Below are 23,980 nucleotides of genomic sequence, written 5' to 3'. Positions count from 1 at the left end.
GACATGACTAAACGAATCAACCGTAGAACCGCTCTCAAAATGATGGCTGCCACTACCGCTGGTGCTTCGCTTCCCTGGCTGTCCAGCCCCAGTGCACAGGCAGCAACAGGCGTACCACAGCGCATTCTTTTCATCGAGGTCGAATGGGGTGCCCGTCGCGGCAGCTGGGAGCCGGTCGTGGCAGGCCCACAGATGGTGCCGCAGGATCAGGCCGATACCGCATGGGCCTTCCGTGACAAGATGAGTGCACTCAATCCCTATCGAGACCGAACCACGATATTTCAGCACCTGGACATGCTCAGCGCCATGGTTGACCCGACAGGGCCTGCTAACGCCCATATAGAAGGGATGACGCAATCACTGACAGCGAACAACCGCGTTTCAGCCAGTTCCGGTACCGGACCAACCATCGATCAGTTCATCGCACAGCAGCTGGCGGCCAATGGGGCTGCCACCCGCCTCCAGTCCCTCGAGCTACGAGCAACACCCCACGCCAGTCAATGGGATCGAAGTACGGGTAATCTCTCCTACTCAGCACCTGGCCAGCAGGTGCCCTTTATGACCTATGTGCCGGATGTGTGGGATCGCTTGTTCCCGACCCCACTCGATCCAAACGCAACGACTCAAACACCAGCTCAGACCCGCAGAGCCCTGCTTCACACTTTTGTACGTGGTGAGTATGACCGGCTGCTGAACAGCGTGAGTTCCGAAGATCGCGTCAAACTCACACAGATGCGAGACCTGCGCAGTGATCTCTACAACGCCTCAAATATAGTCAGCGGAAGGGACGCGAACCGCCCATTGCAGTCTTCGATCATCGACCCCTGGTCGCAGCTGGATGAGGGCTATCAAAAAGGCAGCCTAAGTAATCCGAACTGGCGGGTGCACTGTGAGCTGATGGCTCAACTGGCGGCGGCGGCACTGCACACTGACACAACTCGTGTCGTCAATCTCTCTTTCTCCTTGCCACCAGACTATGAGTTTAACTACAGCAATGGTGATTATGGCACTTCCGATAGCCATGCCCTCTACCATGAGGTCTCTGGCGACTCTCCGGCACTGACAAATTCGGCTGCGATTGCTACTGTCGACGCATCCGATAAGCGTATCTTTGACCAGGTTCGATACACCCTCGACTTCCTTGACAACCTGCAAGAGACTGATGGAACCAGCCTGCTCGATAACACACTGGTTGTAGTCCACTCACAACTCTCCGATGGCAGTCACGACCTGACACGCCTTCCCTGGTTGGTGATCGGTGATGCACAAGGCTACCTAAAGACAGGTCAATACATGCGCTTCAGTGCAATTAACCATAGAAACGGTCAGACTGTTACTGATCAGGACGTCAACTTCCCCTACCGGTGGAATGGCGCCGGTCGCCCGCACAACGACCTGTTTGTGACCCTTGCCAATGCGATGGGAATACCGATCACCACTTTCGGAAACAGCAATATCTCACTTGGCGGGATGACCATGAACAAGGGAGTGATTACGCAGATGCTGGCATAGAAAGTAATACTCAAACCGCAAAAACTTTCATCAGCAATTACTAACCAGGCCATAGATATTAATAGACTCAGGGCTACAAGCGTGGCTCAGATCAAGGCCTGGTTAGTATGTCACTGCGTACGCCGGATCATAACCGGCGTACGCATTCACCTCCGCATCTCGGTGCCAATCGATTACCCCTCTGTTTCATAGACTCCTCAATTCCTGTGGAAGCCACAAAGATGCCAGATAACTTCCATTCCGGTACTGAGCATGGGCAGGAGAAAAAAACTCAAGTTTGATTTGAGCCCGAGGGATAAAGCCAGCGCGAAAACAACCGGGTCAAAAAGGGCAACACAAAATAGGTCAAAGTTGGAACGACGATAATGGTTAAAGTAAACGTTTTAACCACCAATGGCAGACCTTCAATATAAGGGCCTATCAGTAGACTCAGCAGAGTCACCAGAGAAAACACCCCCAACCAGACCAGAAATGCCATTTTGTACTTCGGTGGATGTACATTAATCGCGCAGTCCGGCAAGGTAAACCAGGCCTCCATGCCTGTGATGGTCTGAATCTCCCGGGGCTGACTGACCTGCTCCGCAATCTCCCGCCACTCACCACGTTCCTTTGAGTTTTCCCATTTTTCAAGATTGCTGCGGTGATCGAATTTAAACACGATGCGATAGCTCCCATCAGGCTTGTTGGGCCTGAAGACATTGGTGCCCATATGTCCAGGCCACTGCATGGCGGCCTGGGTTATGCCAGTGACATACGCCTCGAACTCGGACTCTTTACCGACTACCGGCTTTCGGGTCACCATAACCGTAACCGGTGGATCACCCTCATCATTGTTGTCAGTTGGGAACTCTTGATTGTCTGTCATCTCAACCAGCCTCGATCCAATTTCTCTTTTACTATACCCGGAGCAGTCTCTGAAAATTCTGCCTGAGCGGCGATGTTCTCAAACCAAGCCATCAATCCTGGGCTTCGGGGGGAAGGCATATCATATGCCAACGCCAGCCCGAAGCGTGTTGCCAATACAAAATCGGCGATACCTCCACCAGGGACAAAATAGCCCGATACCTCCAGCCGCTCTTCGAGATAGGGCAGTGACTTGTGCCATTGCCCCATGGCATTGGCTATGACCTCCTCATCCCACTCGGCAGGTGCCCGATCCCGTCGTTGAAAAACCAGATCCCTGACCGGTCTGCCTACCGCGCTGTCTGCATACAGGGCAATCCCCCGCGCAAAGGCACGCGCCTCAGGGGTAGACGGCCACAGCCCCCCAAAGCTTTCGTCGAGATACTCCAGCATCACCGATGAATCGTGTATCACCGAATCACCCATTTTAAACACAGGCACCGTATTGTAAGGTGTCAATGAGGTCCACTCATGTTCATACTCATCATAGGCCAGACGTTGAAAATCCACCCCGCAGCGATGCAGCGCCATTCGCACACGCCAACAGAACGGACACTCCTCTTTATCATAGAGCTGGGGTTTGAGACTCATATGCGGGAAAGCCTTAATTCCCGCAGATGTTCATCTACGAAATCGATGCGGTCCTGTCCCCAAAAGAACTCGTCGCCGACTATGAAAGTGGGTACGCCGACTACACCCCGCTCATCGGCCTCTTGCCAGTTTCTGAGCAGCTGCGTCTGATTATCTGAATCAGTGGCTGCCGCAGCCAGCTCATCCCGCTGGAGTCCGACAGCTTCACCCACATCCAGAAGGATATCGAGTTGTCCTATATCGCTACCTTCCGCCCACTCCTTACGCATCACTTCATTGATATAGGGCCTCAGCAGACCTCGCTTTTCAGCCAGCAATGAACCGGCACCCGCCAGGGTTGGATCAGTGGTTTTCGGTGGTGGATTGACTGGAATACCCAGGCGCCTGGCAAATCGCGCCATATCCTGTCTTGCAATCGGCAGCTTTTTTAATACCTCTTCAGGTGGTGAGCGGCCATCCCATCCACCCAATGGACGCCAAACCATACGCACATGGTAGTCGTCGAATATCGACCACATGGTCTTGGTGGCAAGATAACAGTATGGACTGCGGAAGTTGAAGTAGAGAGTGACGTCTGTCGATTCAGCCATCATCAAAATCCTTAATCTAAGATCAATCCGTATCTGATATTCACTGTAGGAACAGCTTTCCGATACTCCTCAAAAAATGTCTGGCGACAACAGCCGCCAGACAACAGCACGGTATCAACGACCGGAAGCTCTCAAGTTTTGTACTGTGAATTTTCTGGCAGGATTCAGCTTGGGATCAACCTGACCCTTGAACTGCCCCGTGGTGCAGTGCATCGCCTGCACATCGATCATGGTAAAGGAGTCATCGATCGCCACCCCAGTGCCTTTGTTCTTCGGCAGATGGTGATCCGGATGAGCCTGTCCAATCTGCCAGCTCTTCCACAGATCCCCTTTACGGTCGTAGGTCAAAGTACGGGGAATGGTGAACGTCTGAGCATCGATAAAGTGCACCCGCTTACTGATCGGATGGTTTGCATCCTTCGGCTTGTTCTCCAGCTCATAGACTTTACGCAGCTGCCAGGTGATCTGGGGAAAGCAGTCGCCCTTGTCGCCCATATGCACGAACTGATAACCATCCGACTCCTTATGCTCTTCAGAGAGATTAGGCAGTGCATTGTGGTTATAGAAAGGCACCAGGATGTTTTTAGTGCCTTTAAAGGTCCACTCCATATCATTGATGCGACCGTTATAGCCCTCGAAATCCTCGATCATGACGTCGGAGCCAAGAAAGGCATCCGTCACCTGACCGGATGCCAGACGACGTACCCGACGCTGGAAACCGAGATAGAGCCAGGCGCTGTCACGCTTCAAGTCATCTTCGTAACGATGAATCAGCAGCTGGGTATCCTTAACATCAAAAGGCTCCAGCGCCTGCACGTAGATGGCGCGAAACAGTTTTGAAGGATTTGGGCTGATCTCAGGCAGGGGCTCCTGGTTTACCCGGTGCATATAGTTGAGGAAGTGGAAATTGAACTTGATGGTTCTTTCCAGTTTCCCCGATTTCATATCCTTGTATTTCCAGTAGAAAGGATAGATCGCTGCATTGTCACCCCAGTTGTAACCGTACTTGTAGTTCCAGGCGAGTTTTTCCCCCACCCTGGGATCATCCATCGATGGCTCTTCGGCAAAGGGCCGACCAGCGACAAAGCCCTCAATCTCACCGGACTTCTCGCCCAGCTTAACTTTGCCCAGGCCATCCATGGTGGCCTGTACATAGTTGGGATGCAGATCGAAAGAGGTGGTCTCACCGACGGTGATCTTGGTCCACCCCTGGCTGACAAACTCAAACATCGCAGGATCGATGATATCTTTGAACTGGGCCACGTTGGACTGATCGATCACCATACCCACCTGTAGTCCGTCATGGGTTGGGATACCATTTTTATAGGGATAGAAGCTGTTCTCCACATCTTCCGCTGTTGCCGCCTGGGCGGGAATATTGGCAGCTATCAATAGTCCCGCCATCAGCGTTGTATTAAGCAAACGCATTTTCAAAACCTCCATAACAAAACTTAGAAGCGATATCGCAGGGTGATCTGAAACTCATCCTCTGCCTGGGCCATACCGATAGGCCCGGAACGGAAACGACCAAGGGGCTCGTATCCAGCCAGATTTCGCAGTGCAAGATCACCCGGTTCGCCATCGCCGGTAAACGGGGGAAAAGGGTTACAGGAGCGGCAATCGTCATACTCTTGTGCGCCGTCGCCGATCTTGAAGTTGGCACCCACGGTGAGCCGCAGGTTGTCACTGATCAACCAATCGACTGAGGGTGCGATGACGCTGGCATGGGCCTTGAAATCATGGGCCATGATGACCTGGGGACTGACCTGGTCATTCTGATACCAGCCTTTGACGAGCAAGGTACCCACGTGGTTGATCTCCCAATTGGGATTACCCGCTTCGATACCGTTGACCTTCTCCCGCTCGTGATCAACCATGTACTCGCCGAACAGCTGCGCCGATAACAGAAAGGCACGTTTATCGTTGAGGAATGGAATGAACGTTGGGCGATCCCATCCCAATACGTAGCGGAACATATCAGACTCTGAATAGAGTTCCGGTCGCAGCGTATTGGCAAACTCCTCGCCTTGGGTATAGGCCGCTTCGACTCGAAACACCGACTTGATGTCATCCACATAGAAGTCGAGAGAACCACCGATCAGGTTGACCCTGGGAAAATACATATCGAAGGCGATCAGATAGTCGTAGCTCTGTGACTCGACTTCCGTAGTGAAGGGGTTATCCGCGTTATCCACAACCGCACGCAGAGAAGGCATCTGGGAACGGTAGGTCAAGGCATTCAACGAGAAGCCTACACCCGAATAGTCACCCTCAAGCTTGACACCCACCTGGGAGTTGCTCAATGACCAGTCTGGAAGATGTACGTCGCGGATACCGATCACATGTTCTGGAAAATCGGTTGAGAGCGCACCCCCGGCAAAGTTGGAGACGGAACAGCCGTTATCCCAACAGTTCTTCATCGCCCGGAAAAAACTACCTGCATCAAGGATCGCATAGGGTGTACCACCCTGACCGAGACTGTTGGGTCGGAACTTGTCAAAGTTCCAGAGAAACTGCATGTTCAGATCATCGAAGGTCTCGGTTGCCCCCATTCTGTACTCACCAGTGGCCATCCACATCGGGATACGGATATCCTCCAGCTCGTCGTAGATGTTATGTCTGGAGTAGTCCACCGGATTGATCACATCGAGGACCCGAAACAGATCTGTACGCCCCCACACAACCTGCTGTCTGCCGAGACGGAAGTTCCAGGTTGCGGCACTATCTGTTGGCAGGGTTGCGTCGATATAGGCCTCTCGAAGAAAATCGAGTCGATCGTTGAATTCAGGGTATTTCAGATCACTCTCTGAGAAATCGAGATAGTCATCGATGCAACCACGAGAGTCTACGTCGCAGGGACGAACCGGCACACCAAGGCCGACCCCACCATCCGTATCGTGAATGGCACTGCCCAGGTTGACCAACCCTTCGTTAGGGTTTTCTGAGGTATCAAAACCAAATCCCAACACACCGGTTGAGACATCGGAAGCACCCCAGGTTGTTGAACCGGCACCGCCTACAGACTCCATATTAATGGAACCACCGGCGTTGTTGCCGAATTCATCGTCATTGAGATCGTAAACGCCATCGTAGGTTGCACGGAAAGCACCAACGAAGCTGATGTTTGAAAAAGCCCCCTGCTCTCCATAATCCTTAGAGCCTTCGATCAACACCGTGTTGCGCATCTTACTCAGACCGACGTTTTGGCGGCTGTAGGTGGCGTTTTCAACAAATCCGTTGACCTGTGTAGTACCGTCTTCCGAGCTATAGGCCAGGGCCTGGCCTCCGCTCAGAGAGGTCGTGACAGCAGCAGCCAGCAGTGTGGCTTTAAAGACCGGATGTTCCCTTCCCGGTAGTTGTTTGTGACTTTCTAGGAACATCCTAGCCTCCTCCTCTTTCTGAAATTATGTAAGCGAAAGTTAACTATGCAGCAGGCGTGCCAACTCATAACTTACTGTTTTTATTAGATATAATTGACGCAATAACGAACAGGTTACGGATATCGTAAAAATATCGATATTTTAATTAATCAAATGATGATTTGTGATTATTTCGATAATTACCAACGAGCAAAAAAAGGCCGGAAATCATTTCCGGCCGAGGGAGGGATCAGAAGCTTAGTGCTTACTAAAGCGCAAAGAGACTCATTGCATATAGCTCTGCAAATGGTTTTGGTGGGGCCTGGCCCCACCCAACGGGTGAATCAAGAGTGTAGGGTGGGGCCATGCTCCACCAAATACTGGTTAAGTAAGCGCCATGTCCCGCTGAGGCTTGTCAGCATAGAGTACGCCATCATCATCGTAGCGGGCGCTGCCGATGAAACTCGGCTTGAAAATCATCACCCAGGAGGGCACCAGGAACATCGCCGCCAGGGCATTGAGTATCAACATCACTACCAGTAGCAGAGCCGCATCGGCCTGGAAACGAAGATCAGAGATAAAGACCCACATGATCACACCACCGATCAGACAGGCCGCTGTAAAACCGATCGCTTTGCCGGTGGTGGCAATGGAAGTCAACACCGCCCGCTGCAGATCACCCGAGGCCTTTGCAGTCTCCTCACGAATCCGGTCCATGATATAGATGGAGTAGTCGATACCGACACCGATACCCACCGCAATGATCGGTACGGTATTGACGTTAATGCCGATCGATGCCAGCCCCATGTAGGCATAGGTGGAGACGGTACAGAACATCATCGCCAGAAACATGATGAATCCTGCATGGAGCGACATATAGAACCAGGTGACAAAGACAAAGATCAGCGCCAGTACCAGTGGAATGATCAACATGTTGCTCTCATAGGCCGATTCGTTCATTGCAGCGGTGACACCCACCAGACCACCAGCAAGTTCGATATGTAGTCCTTCAACACTATTGCCAGGATCGTTTATCCACTCTTTGGCTCGATGAATCGCCCGACGAATGGTCTTTGCCTGATGATCCTTGTAGAAGAAGACGATATTGGCCACACGGTCATCGGTATCAACAAACTCCTTAAGTGCGCCCGGCACTGGACTGGAAGCCATATAGGCGAACATCAAGCCACCCACATAGGCTTCGCTGTCGGGAATGATCGCCCAACGGGGATCGTCAGAGTGAAAGATCCGGTTAACCTGCTTCACCAGATCGGGTACCGCCTTGGCACCACCCAGTTCCGGGTCGAGCAGCATATGGTTCTGAAAAGACTCGATGGATTGCAACACATCCGGCCGTTTCATACCCCCCTTCTCATCGGTTCTGGCAACGATATAGAGCTCCTCGGAACCGGGGAAGCGCTCGTTGATAACCTTGGAAGAGACGTTGTAGTCGTGATCGAGATAGAGTATCGGTGAACCGGGTTCCGACTCGCCAATCTGCACCTTACTGCTCTGCTGTGCACCCAACAGCAGAATCACACCAGCCAGGCCGAGGACGATCACCCCACCCTGTCGTTTCGCCACCAGTGAGGCCACCCGACCGAACAAGGCATCTTCTGCTGCCAAACGTTTGGCGGCGGGTTTCGGTTTCGGCAGCAGGGAGAGTATCAGGGGCACTGCAATCAGCACGGTAAACACCACACAGACTGCCCAAAGTGAGGCGTAGACACCCAGTTTCACATTGATCGGCACAGACCCCAGGGCGATCAGCAACAGGCCTATGGCATCCGACACTATGCCCAGGCTGCCAGGGCGGAATAGTGAATCAAAGGTTCGATGGGCAGCCTCCCGGGACTCACCCACCTCCTCCAGCTCATCGTAGAAGCGCTGCACCAACTGTATTGCGTGAGACATGGCCCTGGCGGAGATCAGAAAAGGTATTACCAGGGTCAGAGGATCCAGGTTGTAGTCGAGCAGGGAGAGAATTCCGAGTCCCCAGATCGCCGATATGGTAATACCGAACATGGGTAGCAAAATACCGTAGGCACGACGAAAATAGATGATCAGCAGGAACAGCATGATCCCTACCGTGGTAGTGAAGATGAGAAACAGTTGATCGAGATAACTGTAGACCCAGCCCCACAACATCGGCTGGCCGGTGGCATAGATCGACACCCCGGCGGCCTCTTCCTGATCCCTTATCTGCTGAAGCTGAGTGAAGATTTCATCATAGTTCAACTGCCCTTCATTGAACTGAGCCTTGATCAGCGCCGCTTTGAGATCCGGGGAGACCAGCAGTCCGAAGACCCGCGGATTACTCATCACATCATCGCGAAGTTTGTTCAGCTCATCTTCCGACCAACTCTCCTGGAGTGGGTCATAATAGGGCTGGGAATTGACATCACCGGTCTCGGTCAGCCAGACCTTGCGTGAAGTTCGGTGGGTCAGGCTGGCGAGCAGATTGTGGTTGACGCCACTGACATTATCCACCGCCTGGGTGATACGGTGAATACGCGCCAGGGTCTGCTGGGTGAAGATGTCACCCTCATCTACCACCACCGCCATCACCACATTATTGGCACCACCAAAGGTGTCGCGAATCGAATTATGCAGCTGGATGTACTCATGCTCCTGGGGCAACAGGTCGGCAAAGTCAGAGTACATCTGCACCTTTGGAACCTGAAACGCGAAGAAAATGGTCAATGCAGCAATTACGATGAGAAAGACCTTGGGGAATTTGAACACCAGGTCGTCAATATTTTTCAACCAGTGGGAGAAGGCGTGCATGGTCATTGGACAGCTCCTGCAAATTCGGTTGCGATGGGGCTGATGGTTCCCTGCCCACCCATCACCAACAGACGCTCCTCACCCTGAGGTATAGCGGTGATCAGATAGGAGAAGAGACGGGGTGCATCAGGCACCTTTTCCCAGCGGTCGCCTTGCAGCTCTAGCAGGGTTCCGTTATCGCCGGTGGCGTAGAGCCGCTCCCCCTGGGGAATCAGACTATAGATTGGCGCCTTACTGACCGAGTCCTGGCGTTGCCAGCTCTCTCCCCGGTCTTTGGTATGCAGGATGGTGCCGCTCAAACCCGCAACCCAGCCCTCATCCAGGGTGCGGAACCAGGCTGCCATCGGGTAGAACTCGTTGGGGATATCATTGCCCCGCTCCCAGCTTTCACCGCTGTCATGGGTGAAGTAGAGCGAGCCGAACTCCCCGGCAACCACACCATTATCCCTATCGAGCCATTGGATCGAGGTAAACTGCATATCCTCCTGTTGGGATACCTCCTGCCAATTACCACGATTCTCATCGCTATGGATCAGGGTACTGAAACTGGCGGTGACCCAGAGCCGACCCCAGGGGTCACAACTGATTGCCATGGGACTCTCCATGGTCTCCAGCTGGGTCGCCTGCCATTCACCACCCTGGGCATCGGAGAACCAGACCTTGCGCACGGTGTCGATAGCGGCAAAGCTGCCATCTTCACAACTGCTCACTGCGATCAGTGAGGATTTTGTCGGCAGCTGGGTTCGCTGCCAGCTCTCACCCTTATCAACACTGGTCAGTACTGTGCCGTAGTCACCCACCGCAATGATCCGGCGATGGTTGGCAGCTGCTGCCTTCAGTTGATCAAAGCGGTAGATCGGTTTCTTTATCTCCCGCTCGACCAGGGTCAGATCCAAAGGGGCTTCGCAGCCACCGATCAATAGCGTTATGAACAACCAGGGGACGGCATGCCAAGGGTTGAGTGGTTTCGTTCGATGATGTTTACTCATCTGCTGATCCTCTTGTCTCCAACCCGTTCAGTTTCAGAATGGGTGGTTATTATTTTCATATCTATGCATTTCTGCAGGGCCGAACCCTACACAAACCGCATACCAACACTACCCATTCCCTGGTAGCCCACATTCAGGCAGCCACCCTTCTCCATCGCCACAGCAGCGGTGATGCCGACACTAAGTACACTATTCGGTGCGGCAGGGCCGCACCCTACCCACCAATCCTCTGTAGGGTGTGGCCCTGCCGCACCATCGATGTCTCACCTCGGAACTCCATCTCAATCTCACTTCACACAAACCGCATCCCGACACTGCCCAATCCCTGGTATCTAACATTCAGGCAATCTCCCTTCTCCATCGCCACAGCCGCAGTGATACCGCCGGTGAGAATCAGGGTGCCAGCAGGGATCTCCTCACCCCGCTCACCAAGCATGTTGGCCAGTAGTGCCACACTGGCAGCAGGATGGCCCAATACAGCGGCACCAGCGCCCAGCTCCACCACCTCGCCATTCTTCTCCATCACCACACCGAGGGTGCGCATATCCACATCGGCGGGATCGGCCATCTGGCCGCCCAGCACAAAGCGGGATGAGGAGGCGTTGTCAGCGATTACGCTGATCAGGTCGAAACGGAAATTCTCATATCGGGAGTCGATGATCTCCACCGCCGGGATGACGAAGTCAGTCGCGGCCAGCACATTGCCGATATGGCAACCTGGGCCACGCAACGGTGCCTTAGTGACAAATGCCAGCTCGGCCTCAACTTTGGGATGGATCAGCTGATCGGTCTCGATCTCGCCGCCATCGGGACGGTCGAAGTAGTCGGCGAGAAAACCGTAGATCGGTGTCTCCACCCCCATCTGCTTCATCTTCGCCCGCGAGGTAAGACCCACCTTCAGACCGATGATCTTGGTGCCTCTTGCCTCCTTGCGGCGACGAATCTCAAACTGGATGTCGTAGGCATCCTCGAAGTCCATATCAGGATATTGGCTAGTGATCTTGGTGGCGTCTTTCGCTTCCAGCTCACTGTTTTCCAGATACTCCGCCAGCTCCGCGATCTGTGTCTCTGTCAAAGTACCCATCAGTTTGCCCCCTGCGCCTTGGCCATCTCCATCGCCACATCTTCGATCATATCCTCCTGACCACCGATCATGCCCCGCTTACCCAGCTCAACCAGTACATCTCGGGATGAGACGCCATAACGCTCCTGAGCCCGCTTGGCAAACAGCAGGAAGGAGGAGTAGACCCCGGCATAACCCAGTGTCAGAGAATCCCTATCCACCCGGATAGGACGGTCCAGCATCGGCACAACCAGGTCTTCTGCCACATCCATCAGTTTGAACAGATCAACACCGGTCTCGACACCCATCCGCTCGGCTACAGCGACAAACACCTCAAGAGGGGTATTACCGGCGCCTGCGCCCATCCCTGCAGCAGAACCATCAATGCGGTTAGCACCGGCTTCCACCGCTGCCAATGAGTTGATCACCCCCAGTGAGAGGTTATGGTGACCATGAAAACCCAGTTCAGTTTCTGGCTGAAGAGCTTCCCGCACTGCACTCAGTCGCAGCTTTACATCATCGGGCAGCATGTAGCCTGCGGAGTCGGTAACGTAGATACAGTTGGCACCGAAACCCTCCATCAGTCTCGCCTGTTCGATCAGTTTTTCTGGGCCGACCATATGCGCCATCATCAGAAAGCCGACTGTGTCGAGGCCCAACTCGCGGGACTTGGTGATGTGCTGCTCAGAGACATCGGCTTCGGTACAGTGTGTCGCCACGCGAATGGTATCCACACCACAATCGGCAGCCATCTCCAGCTCAGGTACCGTGCCGATACCTGGCAACAGCAGCGCTGAGATCTTCGCCTGTTTCACATATGGGCGTACCGCCCGCAGATACTCTTCATCACTGTGTGCGGGAAAGCCGTAGTTCACCGATGCCCCGGCCAGGCCGTCGCCATGGGTGACTTCGATCATCGGCACCCCGGACTCATCCAGGGCCGAGGCCACAGCAACCATCTCATCAAGGCTGATCTGATGGCGTTTGGCATGCATGCCGTCACGCAGGCTCATATCGTGGATGGTTATTTTCTTACCGGATAGATTCATGATTTACTCCTCAGGCCGATGCCGCTTGCAATACTAATGTTCCGTTGACGATCTCTTCCGCGAACATCTCCGCAGTGCGCAGACCGGCCGCAGTCATAATGTCCAGATTACCGGCAAACTTTGGCAGGTAATCACCCAGCCCCTCCACTTCCATGAATACCGAGACCCGGTTACCGTCGAACACCGGACCGTTTTTCAATCGATAGCCAGGCACGTACTTCTGTACCTCCTTGATCATCGCTTCAATCGACGCCGTAATGGCAGCCTGGTCAGGCTCATCTTCGGTGATGCAATGAACGGTATCGCGCATCATCAATGGCGGCTCCGCAGGATTGAGGATGATGATCGCCTTACCTTTTTTGGCACCACCAACCTTCTCCACAGCACCGGATGTGGTCTGGGTGAACTCATCAATATTCTTGCGTGTGCCAGGCCCGGCTGAGCGGGATGAAACCGTAGCAACGATCTCCCCGTAAGCCACCGCTTGTACCCGACTGACTGCGGCAACCATTGGAATGGTCGCCTGTCCACCGCAGGTCACCATGTTGACGTTCAGTTCACGCTTGCCGACATGATCCTTGAGGTTGACCGGCGGCACGCAGAAGGGACCGATCGCAGCCGGAGTAAGATCGATCATGATCGAGCCCTGCTCCTGTACTTTGCGATTGTTTTCCCCGTGTACATAGGCAGATGTGGCGTCGAAACAGATCTGAATATTGTCATCCTTCATATGGGGCACCAGTCCGTCGACCCCCTCATGGGTGGTCTTCAGGCCCAGCTTACGGGCTCTCTCCAACCCCTCGGAAGCGGCGTCTATACCCACCATCCAGACAGGATTGATCCAGTCACTGCGCAGTGCCTTGTAGAGCAGATCGGTACCGATGTTGCCGGAGCCGATCAGGGCGGCGTTGATTTTGTTCATTAATCCTAACCTCGTAGATTTAACAGGGCCTCAGCCCTTGCTCTTATGTTTACCTGCATCCCAGCTCCTCATGGAAAATCAGGTGAAACGGACCGAAGCAGAGCCGATACCACCGATCTCCACCCGCATAAAGTCTCCCGCCACCACCGGTTCGAGTGGTACCAGAGAGCCAGAGAGGATCACCTCTCCCGCTTTCAGGGGAATGCCGAAGCTGCCCAGGGTATTGGCCAGCCAGGCGACACAATTCACCGGTGAACCGAGTGCTGCAGCACCAGCGCCGGTAGAGAGCAGTTGTCCGTTCTTCTCTACCACCATGCCTGCAGTTGCCAGGTCAACCTTGCGTGGATCCACCGCCCTGTCACCCAGCACGAATAGTCCACAGGAGGCGTTGTCCGCCACCGTGTCCTGGATCTTGATCTTCCAATCCCGGATGCGGGAGTCGACGATTTCAAAGCAGGGGATTACCGCTTCGGTAGCCCGCAATACATCAGCATTACTGACGCCGGGGCCGATCAGATCACGCTTCAGCATGAAGGCGATCTCCCCCTCTGCCCGAGGCTGGATCAGCTGTTCACTGATCGGCATCTCATCGCCATTACCGTAGACCATTCGATCAGTGAGATAACCGAAATCCGGCTGGTGCACATTGAGCATGTTCTGCACCGCTTTTGAGGTGACACCAATCTTCTTACCAATGATCGATTCACCGCTCTCAACCCGTCGGTTCACCATTCGCAGGGAGATGTGGTAGGCATCCTCCATGGTGATCTCCGGCTCCCGCTCCGTCAGCGGATCGATCATCTGCCGCTGACTCAGGGCCTGATAGAGCTCGTCCCCCAGCTCATCTATACGTTGTTCGTTCAACATCGATAACTCCTCAAAGCTTGATACAGACGTTTTTGAGTTCGGTGTAGAACTCTAGAGAGTGAACGCCACCTTCACGGCCGATACCTGACTGTTTGGAGCCACCAAAGGGGGTGCGCAGATCGCGCAGAAACCAGGAGTTGACCCAGGCGATGCCTGCGTCCACTTGAGCCGCAACCCGATGGGCACGGGAGCCGTTCTCGGTCCAGATCGCTGTTGCCAGGCCATATTCGGTATCGTTGGCCAGAGCGATCGCCTCCTCTTCGCTGTCGAAAGGACGGATGTGACAACAGGGACCAAAAATCTCCTCCTGTACACAAGCAGCATCGTCAGGCAGATCGGTCCAGATGGTCGGCTCTACCCAAGCGCCTGATGCCAGAGAATCGGCCATTTCAGGGGTGCCGCCGCCGGTGACTACAGTAGCTCCCTCCTCCTCTGCTTTACGATAGTAGGAGAGCACTTTATCCCGGTGTTCTTCGCTGATCAGCGGCCCCAAATCGGTTTCCGGGTCGTCCCACTTGCCCAGCTTCAAAGCCTCGGCACCGCTTTTCAGCCGCTCAACGAAGGTTTCATAGATCGGCCGTTCAACATAGACCCGCTCTGTCCCCAGACAGACCTGACCACAGTTGGCAAAGGCTGAGCGCAGGGTACCTTCGATAGCCTTGTCCATATCGCAGTCGGCAAAGATCAGAGCCGGGTTTTTGCCACCAAGCTCAAAGGAGATGTCGGTAATATCATCTGCAGCCGCTTTCATAATCGCCGAACCGGTTCCGGTTTCGCCGGTGAAGGTAATGCCAGAAACCCCTTTGTGGCGGGTGAGGAACTCACCGGCAGAGTTGGGGCCGAAACCATGCACTACGTTGTAGACCCCCTTCGGAATCCCCACCTGGTTCATCACTTCACCCAGCAGCGCAGTGGTCAACGGAGTCTCTTCTGATGGTTTGACCACCACGGTATTGCCACAAGCCAGTGCCGGACCCACCTTCCAGGTCATCAACAGCAGGGGCAGATTCCAGGGACTGATCACTGCAATCACACCTTTGGGTTTACGTACTGAATAGTTGAGTGCACCCTGCCCATCCGGCGTATCCAGCATGAAGCTCTCAGTCGGCACATTCTTCACCACATCGGCAAAGATCTTAAAGTTGGCCGCACCCCGCGGGATATCGATATGACAGGCCAGCTTTTGCGGTTTGCCCGTATCTAGACACTCCGCCTCAAGAAACTCATCGAACCTGGCGGTAATACCATCCGCCAGTTTGTGCAACAGGTTGGTACGTTCCGCCAGTGGCATCTTGCCCCAATCCCCCTGCAGAGCTGCACGGGCTGCATTCACTGCTGCGTCCACCTCTGGTGCACCTGCCTCATGCACTATGCCGATCTTCTCCCCAGTCGCCGGGTTGATGTTGTCGAACAACTTGCCCGAAGCAGATCCGACAAATTCACCATTGATGAAGTGTTTGACCTCTTTCATTCTATTCACCGTCATTACGCCTATGTCCTAAGATTTCCCGCTGCATGCATCGGGGGTTTTGTTCAATTTGTGGCAATCCCGATGGCTTCCAATCCAGCCAAAGCGCACTGCTCATCCTCAGCTTCCGAAGCGCCGGATACACCGACAGCACCAACCAGTTCACCATCCACCCGGATAGGCAGACCGCCACCGAAAATCACCAGCCGATCGCGCTGTACCAGCCCTTCACGTAGAGCCGGCTGATCACCGATTGCCGACATCCACTCCGAAGTGGGAAAACCGAAACTCACCGCGGTATAGGCCTTGTCTATAGAGATCGAGATAGAGTGCAGGGCCGCATTGTTGTGACGTTGAAAAGCAAGCAGATTGCCACCCCGGTCAACAACAGCGGCATTCACCGTGACACCCAACTCCTCAGCTCGCCGATTGGCAGCCTTCACCACCTCCATGGCACTTTGCCAATGGAGACTTTTTGCACTGACAGTTATTACAGCCATCTTCAATTCTTCTCTTTACGTTTATGCCCAGACGCATCATTACTACGGTCAAATTCACTCCAGCTCTTCATAAAGTGGCGTGCATTCTCCTGGTGACCTGTTTCAGTGAAACCATCGATCTTTAACTGATCCCTGGAGACACCCACTTCGCCCAGAGTGATCTGGATAAATCGAACCGCCTGATCGTCGCTAGTTACCGCCATGAACTCCTCCTATTGGGTCTTCACCCACTATCGTTGATATTGTGCTTATGCTTCTTCTATTTACGGAGCGCTATACTGCGCTCTCGGATACTTCTTGATTCGGTTTCGGCGCCAACCTCAAACAGAGGTCGCTCTTGGGGACGACACGGCACGACAAAACAATGCCCAGGCGCTCCTCTTCCTCACTTACATGGGTGCGGCTCATCTTGCGGGTCTCGTAATTTCCTTTGGTGATCTGGATACGACAGACGCCACAGCCGCCGCCTTTGCAACCAACCGGAATCGAGCCTAAACCCTGGGCCTGCATCGCATGCAACAGGCGCTGCTCATCACCACAATGGAAACTGGCATCCTTGTCCTCGACATAGATTTCAAATCGCACTAGAGCCTCTTGAATACCGGGCTGCGTTTACGACTCTCTTCATCCTTGGTGAGAAAACGCTCGGTGAAAATATCGTTTTCAAACAGACGGCCCTGCATCAAGGCACGAATTGCCGCCTCAATCATTACCGGGGGACCGCAAAGATAGGCAGTGTTTCCGGCAAAGCTGTTATCGAAAAGACGCTGTGCCGCTTCGTGGACATAACCGGTTTCCCCACGCCACTCATCCCCCTCTTCCATCTGTGAAAGCACAGGGACATAACTGAAGTTCTGATGTTTTTCAGCCAGAGAGCTGAACAGCTCCTGGTCATAGAGATCCCGCTTCGCACGTACACCATGCAGCAGTGTGATTGGAGTAGTAGAGCCGTTCTCCAACAGATCGAGAATCATAGACTTGGGACTGGAAAGACCAGTACCCCCAGCGATAAACAGCATCGGTTCGGTACGGGAGCTGCGCACAAAAAAACGACCATAGGGCCCGGTGACTTTCAACTTGTCGCCGACCTTCAGATCGTTGTGAATAATCGGTGTCGCTTGACCATCTGCAACCAGACGGATCTGCAATTCGATAAGATTGCTGTCAGATGGTTTATTGGCCAGACTGAAGGCGCGAGGTACTTCAATCCCAGGCAGATAGAGATTGATATATTGGCCAGCCTGAAAGTCGATACCATCTCCATCCAACTGCAGCCACACCCCCTTCACATCATGGGTCAGGTTTTCCAGCCTGACGACTTCGACTTCGAAATCCCTGACTGGAATAACACGGGCATCGGGCTCCTCATCAATGTCGGCCTCGATCACCGTATCCGACTGAAGAGTTGCACAACAGGCCAGCACCTTCCCCTCGTCACGCTCCATATCCATCAAAGCAAAATTTGAGGCATCACCAATCTCCACATCACCGTCAACCACCTCTACCTTGCAGGTACCACATAGACCATGGCAGCACGCATGAGGCATCCAGATACCCGCTCGAAGACAGGCATCCAGGATATTCTGACCCTCTTCGACTTCGACCTCGTCACCGGTGGGTTCGATGGTAAGTTGGTAGGACATGGTAATCGCTCCAAAATATCGATAAACACAAGAATAGCGATATTTTATCGATTTGCAAGATTATTATCGATATTTTTTGTAAATCCATATTAAACGACTAGAATATTGATAAAAGTCACTGTTGCGCATATAAATAGAAGGTAGGGTATAGTTTGCTCTCCCCTCACAGTCGTTAACCGGAAAATGCTGCTATGGCAAGAACTTACAATGATGGCAACACACAGAACGGTGCCAGGACCCTGACCGATCAAGCCTATCTAAAGCTAAGGTCCGACATCATTCATGGGGTGTTGCAGCCGGAAGAGAAACTACGTATTGAGCACCTGAGGGAGAGCTACGGCGTTGGCGCAAGCCCACTTCGTGAAGCCCTGAGCCGCCTTACCGCTGATGGATTTGTCACAGCCGAGGGGCAGCGCGGCTTTCGTGTGGCTCCAATGTCAGAGACAGACCTCGCCGACATTACCCGCATGCGTATCCTGCTGGAGAAACAGGCCCTGAGTCAGAGCATCGAACATGGAGACGATGCCTGGGAATCCCAGATCGTGGCAACCTTTTATCAACTTGAGAAAGTAGAGGAGTCCGAAAAGAGAGACCCGGCAGAGTGGGAGATCCGCAATCACGATTTTCATGAAGCGCTGATTGCCGGATGCACCTCAAAATGGCTGCGTCGCTTTTACGGCATCCTCTATGATCAGCACAAACGCTATCGCAACATCGCCTTGAGCACAGAGATCCCCCGGGATCTGCACCAAGAGCACGAAGAGTTACGTAATGCTGCCCTGGCCAGGGATAAACAACGGGCCTGCGACGCCATAGAACAACACATTATGAGAACAGCGGAAATCACTTTGCGGGTTCTCAAAGAAGAGGCAGACAGAGAGAAAGAGATCGCAGAGGTTGTATCAACATAGAGCTGAATAAAACCGCAGAACCAGTTTTAGATTTAGATGAACTGGTCTCAACCAGATCTGACACTTCTACTTGAAAAGAAGAGAGTTACCCGTTTTGATAAAGGAATCGAAACTATAATCAAACATTCAAGATGTAACTCTTGAATGTATAATGACTATTAATGGCTTTCTTCCATTAGGCTCAGTTACTTTTCTATTTGAGGTAGATTCCTTGTTTAATATGTAAATTGAATTACATTTCGGACAGGATATTTTACTCGACTTCTTAACGACTTTATACCCACAGTCTCTACAAATGTATTTCATTATACTGATCTATCGAGAATGTAGAAAACTTCATTAGTTTTCATAGAAATAATTATCGACCATTTTCTGTTTATCTTTTTTCGTACCCACGTAAATTCTAGACCCCCTATAGTTGATAATCACAATTACTTTCGAATAGGGCGCAGGGCGTACATATTATAAAGTTTTTTTCTACAGCCTTAACGTCCTCTTCACAGGGCATAAAATGCGGAGCGAAGAACGAACGCTTTTTTTAATCCGTGAGCGAGCGGTTGTTATACATTGGTATTGTTCAAAATCGTGAAATATTCTTTTAACGTGTGTTTGCCGTATTCAGGGGCTAGCATATTCATTGACATGACTGTCATGAAAAATTCAACTGGTCCATATACTCTACTTCCAGTTAATAACCTGACCATTTTGAGAATGGTAACTCTTACCCAATCTGGAATATAAGTTATTTTCGGCTTAGTGCCCAAAATGTCAAAAGCTATCAATGCAATATCATTCTGAGTGATTGTTTCAGGGCCTCCTATTTCAACCTCTTTATACGGCTTATCGATAGCATCTATGCAAACAGTCGCTAAGTCTTCACCGTGGATTGGGTTCGCTCTCAGCTCTCCATCTCCGAAAAGATATATTCTCCCTCTTTTTGCCATTTTAAAATATTCTGACATATCAGAGAAAAACCCATTCGGACGAACAACACAATAATCTAACCCTGACTTCTTCAATTGCTCAACAAACATCTCTTTCGCATCACATATTTTCAAATTTCTAAGCTTGTCACCATTTAGAACTGAAACATAAATAAATTTTTTAACTCCACTTTTTCTAGCTTCATTCAACAAATTCATATTAGCTTGATAATCTACATCCATATAAGTAAGACCATCTTTTTGCCTTGTAATGCCAACTGTTGAAATAACGATATCAATACCTTTGCAGCACTCACTGATGGAATCTGGTTCAGTCAGTTCCGCCTTAAGCACTTCGTTGGCTTCAATATTATTTTGCTCAAGTTTTTTTGGGTTTCGAGCAATCGTTCTAAAAAAGCAGGATCTTTTTTGAAGTTCCTTTGCAATATAGCTTCCCAAGTAACCTGTTGATCCAGCCAATAATATTCTTTTCATAATGCACTCAAATGTAATGTATAAAGTATCTATCAGCGGTGCAGAAGCGTTAGCGACTGCATCCGATAAAACCGTGGTTAACCTATATGAAAACGGCCCCACAAAACGAAAATATACCTACTAATGCCGCCATGGCCACATCAACAGAGTGCCATCCCGTCCAGTCTGCCTCGCTACGTATAAATTTGTCTCGTAACTTTTCGCTTAAAATAAAGCCAGAGATGATTTAATGGCTATTGCTGTTTTCACTCAGAAGCGGTGGGCGAAAGACCAGCGCAATAAGTATCTTAAACAGCTCGATGATTCCTTCAATCAGTTAGCTGAAAATCCAAATCTTGGAAGCGCCTGCGATTAGATTAGACCTGGCTATCAGAATTTCCCCGTTATAAGCCACACAATCTACTATCAACTCTCTAGTGACAAATGTGTGGAAATAATCAGGATTCTTCACAAACATATGGATGTATCTTCTAACCTTTTTACCAGCCATAACCGGACAGTAAATGCAGAGCGCAGCTCAGCCTTTTTTCATCCGAGTGATTTGCCTTGTTATATGCTAACTCACAATGTAAACTATTTATACGCATTGAGTATACGCATTACATCTAGGAGGCAAGTTCTAATGCCACAGTTTTATGACTCAAAAGCCCCGAAGAAACCAACAAATTTAAGTATAAATAGCGACTTACTTTCAAAAGCTCGCGCGCAGAAAATAAACCTCTCAGCCACACTTGAGAGAGCACTAGCTCAACAATTACGCCAAAGCGAGCGTGAAAAATGGAAAAGTGATAATAGGGAAGCCATCGAATCATTGAACGAATTGGTTGAGGAACATGGATTGTTTTCTGATTCATTCAGAGATTTTTAATGAGTCAATTTTCGGTTTATAAAAATGATGATAAGGCAACAAAGAAAACATACCCTTATTTTCTAAACGTACAAAATGATTTACTCGATGAACTTAATTCACGAGTAGTTATACCTTTTTCAACACCCGGTTCGATAAAACATAGGGTTGCCAAAAAGCTTTGCCCATTAATAAAGATAAGTGATAAAGAGTTTGTACTTTTAACCCATCAAATTACAACTGTTCCGGAATCTCTGCTTCGAACCCAAGTAACGGAAGTCGAAGCATTTAGGGTAGAAATAATTTCGGCTATAGATCTGCTATTTACTAGCATATAACGTTCAGCGAACCAGCAGAGGCGCGCCAGCACCGAAGTCCGTCTTGCGCTGCTGGGTAGGTTTCATTTTGGGGCTACACCAACTACGAAGTATTTAGAATAGTGAACTCCTTTTGCTAGAATCATATCTTCAGTGAATTTACCTAAATTCTTTCCATCTACATCCCACAGCATCTCATCTGTAACCCAACTATATTGTTGTAAATGCTCATCTAGGCATCTAAAAACATTTTTCACCTTATCTAGTGTGAATTCATCACATAACATTGCCCACCTTCCCCAATGAATGTCTGGTAGGATTACTTTTCCTTTATAAACCGGGATTTTCCAAACACGCACATTTCCCTTCAAAGATCGATACACCATAAATGTCATCGAATAGGTAGCTCCTTCGGAGGTAATTATCTCAGATTCACCTTCTCCAATGTGGTCGATAGGAATATGCGGTCGATTTGCTAACGCTCGCTCACTAACATTCAACGATGCTATAAATGGAACTGCAGCTACTACCAATCCAGAAACACCAAATAGAGCTGTGATAAATGTAAGAATTTTCCTTTTCATTTTGAAAACCTAACGTTCAAAGCAGCCGCGTACTTTACAGCGTCGGCTGCTTTGCTTGTTATGTGGTAACTCACCTTCAACTTACTTCGCAACCTACTGGTAACGAGCAAGCTACTACGGACGCCACACGCGGAAATTTATAGGCTAATATCCCACCGACAATGGCTCCAATAAGTATTGCTGGACCAATATCAATTATTAAGGCAGAAATTGGGAGAATAGTTATCGAGCCATAGAAAAGCCGCACTAACACACCAATAAAACCACCAATAAGCGCGAAGCTAAGTACAATAAGTAGCACTTCTGCTCTCGGTAGCATTTTTTTGGATTTTTCTTGATCCTTCATTTATCGATCCTTTCTCACATAACGAGGCTGAAGAAAACACAAAAAAGTCGCAGTGCGACTTTCTTCAGTAATATTAATGTTCAACATACTTTATGTATCCTTTAATATCTAAACTACTTCGAAAAACGAAGCTATTTATTACTGATTGGCCTCTTTACGCTGCTATCTTTCCGTAATTCATAATCTTTTCGATATTATGGACTATACAATAGAGTTGCCATTGACCCTGGACTTTACGTTTGCCCCTTAGGCTGAATCGTTTGAGTCCCTTATTTGTTCCGATATTACCGAAGACCGGCTCTACAGTCGACATTCGGTGACTATATATCTGTTTGCCTTCTTCACTATCAACACGTTGCTTCATCCAGTCAGTGTAACTTGGTTTGTCACTCTTATTTAATATGAACGAGACTTGTCGTCCTTTGCCTTTGCGGTGATCTGCTGATTCAGGATTCTTCATGCAACGCTGTTTGATGTCACAGTGACGGCATTGTAATAGCTTTCCCTCGAAGAAGGCTTTGTGATTACCGAGTTTATCCTCGCCTTCACGGCGAAAGCTCAGTTGCTGACCTGCTGGACAGACACAGGTCATACTTGTTTCTACAAAATTGAACTCACTAGCAGAGATTATCTTTTGTGATTTCTTATTACCCACCTGATGGCGCTTGCCATATTTCTCTCTCTGCTCATTGAATTTAGGATCACGGCTTCTGAATCTGTTATCCGGAATATAGGCGTTGATTTTATTCTCATGCAGATATTGCATATTGTTTTCATTGGCAAAGCCGGTATCTGCTGTAACTATAATATTGCTCTTGATGATCTCTTGATTGATCTTTAGACGCTGATACCGCTGTTCAACGGATTCAAGGATAGGTTTTAACGTATGATGTTCCTGGCCCTCTCCAAAGGCCTGTGCGTCAATAATAATCTGGTGCTTCTTATCGACGGCAGCCACGCCATTGTAGCCTTGGATTGTGCCTTTTGAGGTCGTCATCTTGGCGCTTTCATTATCTGTAATATTACTCTTTACTTCCTTTTTTATTTTGCCTTGCCCCATCCTTGGGCTTTCCGACTTTAAAAAGTTATCTATCCTCTCAAACGCTTGATTCAATGTTTCTATTGTTTTCTTTCGTCGCTGATCACGTTCATCATCACGACGCTGATGCTTGTCTTGTTTTTTGTATTGATCCATGTTGTAACGGATCTGGCGTTTAATCTTTTTTCGCTTTTGATCAAGCTCTTTAAATGTACCCGACCATTCCTTTGAGGCATTAGACGGCATCTTGCAGCCATCGATGGCAAAGAGTTCAT

24 protein-coding genes and 1 pseudogene are annotated in these 23,980 nt (G+C 50.6%); 5 read left to right on the top strand and 20 right to left on the bottom strand.

Features of this window, described 5'->3' with window-relative positions; all coding sequences use genetic code 11:
• Positions 1 to 3: 3 nt before the first annotated feature.
• On the top strand, positions 4 to 1,512 hold the full coding sequence (locus tag AC4IFB_RS00585) for a DUF1552 domain-containing protein (RefSeq protein WP_490774897.1): 1,509 nt from the start codon (positions 4 to 6) through the stop codon (positions 1,510 to 1,512).
• 271 nt (positions 1,513 to 1,783) lie between these two features.
• On the opposite strand, the gene AC4IFB_RS00580 is transcribed toward AC4IFB_RS00585, so the two are convergent.
• The 16 genes from AC4IFB_RS00580 to AC4IFB_RS00505 form a co-directional block, all read right to left on the bottom strand.
• Complete coding sequence (locus AC4IFB_RS00580) at positions 1,784 to 2,377, bottom strand: antibiotic biosynthesis monooxygenase (RefSeq protein ID WP_490774898.1); 594 nt, start codon at positions 2,375 to 2,377, stop codon at positions 1,784 to 1,786.
• The gene (locus AC4IFB_RS00575) at positions 2,374 to 3,006 is read right to left on the bottom strand and encodes a glutathione S-transferase family protein (RefSeq protein WP_490779073.1); all 633 of its coding nucleotides are present in this window, start codon (positions 3,004 to 3,006) and stop codon (positions 2,374 to 2,376) included. Before AC4IFB_RS00575 ends, AC4IFB_RS00580 begins: the two co-directional genes overlap by 4 nt.
• Positions 3,003 to 3,596 carry a 2-hydroxychromene-2-carboxylate isomerase gene (locus AC4IFB_RS00570; protein WP_490779072.1) on the bottom strand — a complete coding sequence of 198 codons (594 nt, stop codon included), beginning with the start codon at positions 3,594 to 3,596 and terminating at the stop codon, positions 3,003 to 3,005. Before AC4IFB_RS00570 ends, AC4IFB_RS00575 begins: the two co-directional genes overlap by 4 nt.
• Before the next feature lie 114 nt (positions 3,597 to 3,710).
• Complete coding sequence (locus AC4IFB_RS00565) at positions 3,711 to 5,024, bottom strand: DUF1329 domain-containing protein (RefSeq protein WP_490779071.1); 1,314 nt, start codon at positions 5,022 to 5,024, stop codon at positions 3,711 to 3,713.
• 23 nt (positions 5,025 to 5,047) lie between these two features.
• Positions 5,048 to 6,976, bottom strand: a complete 1,929-nt coding sequence (locus AC4IFB_RS00560) for a DUF1302 family protein (protein WP_490779070.1) — start codon at positions 6,974 to 6,976, stop codon at positions 5,048 to 5,050.
• Positions 6,977 to 7,339: 363 nt separating this feature from the next.
• Positions 7,340 to 9,748, bottom strand: a complete 2,409-nt coding sequence (locus AC4IFB_RS00555) for an efflux RND transporter permease subunit (RefSeq protein ID WP_490779069.1) — start codon at positions 9,746 to 9,748, stop codon at positions 7,340 to 7,342.
• Positions 9,745 to 10,731, bottom strand: coding sequence for a WD40/YVTN/BNR-like repeat-containing protein (locus tag AC4IFB_RS00550; RefSeq protein WP_490779068.1), 987 nt, complete (start codon positions 10,729 to 10,731; stop codon positions 9,745 to 9,747). The genes AC4IFB_RS00555 and AC4IFB_RS00550 overlap by 4 nt, the downstream gene beginning before the upstream one ends.
• 292 nt (positions 10,732 to 11,023) lie before the next feature.
• Entirely contained in the window at positions 11,024 to 11,815 is a 792-nt protein-coding gene (gene dmpH, locus AC4IFB_RS00545; protein ID WP_490777463.1) for a 2-oxo-3-hexenedioate decarboxylase, read from the bottom strand.
• The gene (dmpG, locus tag AC4IFB_RS00540; RefSeq protein ID WP_490779067.1) at positions 11,815 to 12,843 is read right to left on the bottom strand and encodes a 4-hydroxy-2-oxovalerate aldolase; all 1,029 of its coding nucleotides are present in this window, start codon (positions 12,841 to 12,843) and stop codon (positions 11,815 to 11,817) included. The genes dmpH and dmpG overlap by 1 nt, the downstream gene beginning before the upstream one ends.
• 10 nt (positions 12,844 to 12,853) lie before the next feature.
• Positions 12,854 to 13,765: an acetaldehyde dehydrogenase (acetylating) gene (locus tag AC4IFB_RS00535; RefSeq protein WP_490779066.1), complete on the bottom strand. Its 912-nt coding sequence runs from the start codon at positions 13,763 to 13,765 to the stop codon at positions 12,854 to 12,856.
• A 78-nt stretch (positions 13,766 to 13,843) separates the two neighbouring features.
• Positions 13,844 to 14,632, bottom strand: coding sequence for a 2-oxopent-4-enoate hydratase (gene dmpE / locus AC4IFB_RS00530; RefSeq protein WP_490777466.1), 789 nt, complete (start codon positions 14,630 to 14,632; stop codon positions 13,844 to 13,846).
• A gap of 10 nt (positions 14,633 to 14,642) precedes the next feature.
• A complete protein-coding gene (locus AC4IFB_RS00525) occupies positions 14,643 to 16,103 on the bottom strand; it encodes a 2-hydroxymuconic semialdehyde dehydrogenase (RefSeq protein ID WP_490777467.1) in 1,461 nt (486 codons plus the stop codon).
• Between the two features lie 62 nt (positions 16,104 to 16,165).
• The gene (locus AC4IFB_RS00520) at positions 16,166 to 16,600 is read right to left on the bottom strand and encodes a GlcG/HbpS family heme-binding protein (RefSeq protein ID WP_490777468.1); all 435 of its coding nucleotides are present in this window, start codon (positions 16,598 to 16,600) and stop codon (positions 16,166 to 16,168) included.
• A 2-nt stretch (positions 16,601 to 16,602) separates the two neighbouring features.
• Positions 16,603 to 16,803 carry a hypothetical protein gene (locus AC4IFB_RS00515; protein WP_490779065.1) on the bottom strand — a complete coding sequence of 67 codons (201 nt, stop codon included), beginning with the start codon at positions 16,801 to 16,803 and terminating at the stop codon, positions 16,603 to 16,605.
• 70 nt (positions 16,804 to 16,873) lie between these two features.
• On the bottom strand, positions 16,874 to 17,185 hold the full coding sequence (locus tag AC4IFB_RS00510) for a 2Fe-2S iron-sulfur cluster-binding protein (protein WP_490777470.1): 312 nt from the start codon (positions 17,183 to 17,185) through the stop codon (positions 16,874 to 16,876).
• Positions 17,185 to 18,243, bottom strand: a complete 1,059-nt coding sequence (locus tag AC4IFB_RS00505) for an NADH:ubiquinone reductase (Na(+)-transporting) subunit F (RefSeq protein WP_490777471.1) — start codon at positions 18,241 to 18,243, stop codon at positions 17,185 to 17,187. The genes AC4IFB_RS00510 and AC4IFB_RS00505 overlap by 1 nt, the downstream gene beginning before the upstream one ends.
• A 191-nt stretch (positions 18,244 to 18,434) precedes the next feature.
• Between AC4IFB_RS00505 and AC4IFB_RS00500 the strand changes: the two genes are divergently transcribed.
• Complete coding sequence (locus AC4IFB_RS00500) at positions 18,435 to 19,154, top strand: FCD domain-containing protein (RefSeq protein WP_490779064.1); 720 nt, start codon at positions 18,435 to 18,437, stop codon at positions 19,152 to 19,154.
• Positions 19,155 to 19,714: 560 nt separating this feature from the next.
• Here AC4IFB_RS00500 and AC4IFB_RS00495 read toward each other — a convergent pair.
• Positions 19,715 to 20,572, bottom strand: a complete 858-nt coding sequence (locus tag AC4IFB_RS00495) for an SDR family oxidoreductase (protein WP_490779063.1) — start codon at positions 20,570 to 20,572, stop codon at positions 19,715 to 19,717.
• Between the two features lie 223 nt (positions 20,573 to 20,795).
• Between AC4IFB_RS00495 and AC4IFB_RS00490 the strand changes: the two are divergent.
• The 3 genes and pseudogenes from AC4IFB_RS00490 to AC4IFB_RS00480 form a co-directional block, all read left to right on the top strand.
• Positions 20,796 to 20,927, top strand: a pseudogene (locus AC4IFB_RS00490) (type II toxin-antitoxin system RelE/ParE family toxin); the annotation flags it as partial.
• 267 nt (positions 20,928 to 21,194) lie between these two features.
• Positions 21,195 to 21,440 carry a type II toxin-antitoxin system CcdA family antitoxin gene (locus AC4IFB_RS00485; RefSeq protein ID WP_490779062.1) on the top strand — a complete coding sequence of 82 codons (246 nt, stop codon included), beginning with the start codon at positions 21,195 to 21,197 and terminating at the stop codon, positions 21,438 to 21,440.
• A complete protein-coding gene (locus AC4IFB_RS00480) occupies positions 21,440 to 21,757 on the top strand; it encodes a CcdB family protein (RefSeq protein ID WP_490779061.1) in 318 nt (105 codons plus the stop codon). Before AC4IFB_RS00485 ends, AC4IFB_RS00480 begins: the two co-directional genes overlap by 1 nt.
• Positions 21,758 to 21,819: 62 nt before the next feature.
• On the opposite strand, the gene AC4IFB_RS00475 is transcribed toward AC4IFB_RS00480, so the two are convergent.
• From AC4IFB_RS00475 to AC4IFB_RS00465, 3 genes are all read right to left on the bottom strand, one after another.
• On the bottom strand, positions 21,820 to 22,320 hold the full coding sequence (locus tag AC4IFB_RS00475; protein WP_490777477.1) for a hypothetical protein: 501 nt from the start codon (positions 22,318 to 22,320) through the stop codon (positions 21,820 to 21,822).
• 76 nt (positions 22,321 to 22,396) lie between these two features.
• Positions 22,397 to 22,666 carry a hypothetical protein gene (locus tag AC4IFB_RS00470; protein ID WP_490777478.1) on the bottom strand — a complete coding sequence of 90 codons (270 nt, stop codon included), beginning with the start codon at positions 22,664 to 22,666 and terminating at the stop codon, positions 22,397 to 22,399.
• 154 nt (positions 22,667 to 22,820) lie between these two features.
• On the bottom strand, positions 22,821 to 23,980 hold a 1,160-nt coding region (locus AC4IFB_RS00465; RefSeq protein WP_490779060.1), incomplete at its 5' end, for a transposase.

The organism is Candidatus Thiodiazotropha sp. AKIB8 (assembly GCF_058244675.1).
Note: the sequence above shows the minus strand (reverse complement) of the source record. Positions and strands in the feature narration are given on the sequence as shown.